We start from the raw sequence: 2,874 nt of genomic DNA on the forward strand, positions 1-2,874 counted from the left end.
GCCCAAGCATCCGCCTCGGTGCAATCGGGCGCAAGCACGCTGACGGCGGCCACGCCGTTTTGCACCGGGGCGGCGCGCGTGGGATGCATGGAATGGCCAACCCATCCCGCGCCAAGCCGCACCCGGTTTCGCCAATCGCCCGAAGAGGCAATGGCACGGTTGTGCAGGTCGATCCAGCCTGCGGGGGTGCTTGTGTCGTCGGGTGCTTCAAGCGCCACACGCCACGGGGTGTGGCCCGGTTTGGTGCCTTTGGCGCGCATTTCGCCGTCTATGCCAACAAGGAAATCGGCCACGCCCAAGGCTTCTAATGCGCGCGCCATCGCATCAACGCCGAAGCCCTTGGCGATGCCTGAGAGGTCAAATCGTACCGCCTCAAGCCGCCGGGCGCGGCTGGGGCCCAGTTCCAGCACCTCGGCACAGGGGCGTCGGGGTTGCCCGGTCAGCGCGCGGATCGCGGCCTCGTCTGGGCGCCGGTTCGGCGGGCCAAAACCCCATGCACAGACCAGATCACCCAGTGCCATGTCAAAAGCACCGCCCGAGGCGGCACCCACCGCCAGCCCCTTGGCCAGCACTGCCATTAGATCAGCAGGCAACGTCACCCACGCACCGGGTGCGGCGGCGTTCAGCCGGTTCAGGTCTGACCCTGCGCGCCAGTTCGACATTTGCTGTTCAACCGCTTCAACCGCCGTGGCCAGCGCCTGCCGCAAGGCCCCCTCGCGTGCCGCAGGGGCGTAGCACACCGCAGTCCATTCAGCGGCCATGGCAAGGCCGCGCAGCGCAATACGCTCAGTAGATGTCTTCGACATATCGACCCGCGCTTTTGAGTGATTTCGCGCTTTGCCCGGAAGGTGCGAGCACCTGATCGAACGCTGCCATCACGTCTCGCGCCATCTCGCGGCTACCTACGACCATGACTTGTGCACCTGCTTGCACCATTGCACGCAATGGCTCGGCATCGGCGATGATCTTGTCTTGCAGATAGGCCTTTTCGTCCGATCGGCTGAATGCGGTGACCAGTGCTGCAAGCTTTCCTTCCGCCAGCCATGCCATCATCTCGGTGCGGTAAAGGAAATCCGAATTGGGGTCGCGCGCACCAAAGTATAGCCGCATCGGGCGGCGGGATTTGTTGGCCCGGATGAAGCCCGCAAGCGGGCCCACCCCGCAGCCCGCGCCAACAAGAATCACCGGATTGCGCCCTGAATCGAGCCGGAACTCGGGGTTCGGCCGCACGAAAGCCGAAATCCTGTCGCCCGGCTTCAGCCCGTGCAGATAGCGAGAGCACAGCCCATGCTCGTGCTCGCGCACCGAAAACTCTAGAAACCCGTCGGCAGAGGCCGAGCCGATCGAGTAATACCGCGGCATGTTCGAACCGGGTGGCACGATGCCGATCAGATCGCCCGCCTCGAAATAGGGTAGGGCCGCGCGGCCTAGTAGTTTTTGCCAGAACCCCTGCTTTACGTCGGGCGGTGCGCCAAAGCGCATGATCGCCGAGGGCGCGCCAACTTCGGCGCCATAGTCCTGCCGCGTCAGCAATTCGAAGGGCTGGCGCCGCGGCGTTTCGGCAATATGCACAAGGCGCAGATCGTGCCCCAGAAGCGGCGCGATGGCATCGCCCCACCGCGCGAACTCTTGCGGCGACTCGCGGTTGATCGTTTCGAGCCGCGAAAAGATCGGCCAGCCCTTGGCGATCAGCGCGGCCTCGACCTCGACGGCAAAATAGCAGAAATGGCCAAAGTCACGGTCGCCAAAGCCCAGCACGGTCACGCCCTTTTTCGGCGCGGCGCGCAGCTTTGGCAGTATCTCTAGAAACTTGCGCGCCGTGGCGGGGGCCGCGCCGTCGCCGTAGGTGGCGGTTAGAATGAACATGCGCCGATTGCCGCAATGCGCGGCGGTCAACTGGTTCATCTCGGCCACATGCACAAAATGCCCCGCCGCTGTCAGCGCATTTTGCAGCGTATAGGCAAAGCCCCATGTCGCGTTGCCTTCAGAGCCGACCAGAATGACCGTATCGGCATCGGCCAGCGCCACGTTACGGCGAATGCGCGGCTTTGCCTTGCGCCGCCGCCACCAGAGCGCCACGCCGGAAAATGCCAGAAACGGAACCCCCAGAGCCGCAGCGCCAGTAAGCAGCGCCAGCCACCACAAGCCTTGCCCGGTATGCAGCGCCAGAACCAGCGCGTAGGCGCGCGCGGCGGCAGACTTGGGCAACCACTCCAGCACCTCGCCGGTCGCAGGGTCCAGAAAGCCCGCGCCTGCATCGGTGCGCAACTCGTAAGGTTCAAACGGGTCGCCTTCGTAGGGGAAGATCAGCTTTTGCAGATCGCGCAGATCCACCGCGCCAAGCGCCGCGATGTCGCCAATCGGCATCAGATCGCCGCCTGAAAGCTCGGTTGGATAGTCCGGCTGGCGCTCGCTACCTGTTGGCACCACCCCGAAGAACGCCGCCGACATGTAAAACCCGCTCAACGCCAGCAGCAAAAGTGCTGGCAGCGCCACGCGGCTTAGCTGCACGTGCAGTCGTTGCAACGCGGCACCGCGTACCGGTGCCAGCAACATGCGCAGACCACCCATCCGCGTGATCAGCAGGCGCAACCCCGACAGCGACACCATCGCCAGAGCAAGCGCGCCAAGCCCTGCAAGCCCGTGCCCAAGCGCACTGTCACCCATGCCGAAAGCGCGGTGAATATCGCCAAATCGCGCCGAATATGCCGAAGGCTCGTAGGGCCGCAGTGGTGCTGCGGTAAGCGGGTCGATCTCTGTGCTAAGCGGTTCGCCCTCTAGCGTGTAATCGACCACGATCTTGCCTGATGGCCTGCGCGTGATCTGTTCGGTTTCCGGATATTGCGCCACTACTGCCGCGGCCAGATCGGCCAC

At 64.4% G+C, this 2,874-nt stretch carries 2 protein-coding genes; both read right to left on the reverse strand.

Going from position 1 to position 2,874, the window contains the following annotated elements; genetic code table 11:
• The coding region (locus ABY403_RS15205; RefSeq protein ID WP_372841665.1) for an FAD:protein FMN transferase at window positions 1-806 on the reverse strand (806 nt) is incomplete at its 3' end.
• The coding region (locus ABY403_RS15210) for a PepSY domain-containing protein (RefSeq protein ID WP_372841666.1) at window positions 787-2,874 on the reverse strand (2,088 nt) is incomplete at its 5' end. The genes ABY403_RS15205 and ABY403_RS15210, both read right to left, overlap by 20 nt.

The sequence above is a fragment of the Phaeovulum sp. genome, from assembly GCF_041596715.1.
GTDB lineage: Bacteria > Pseudomonadota > Alphaproteobacteria > Rhodobacterales > Rhodobacteraceae > UBA6213.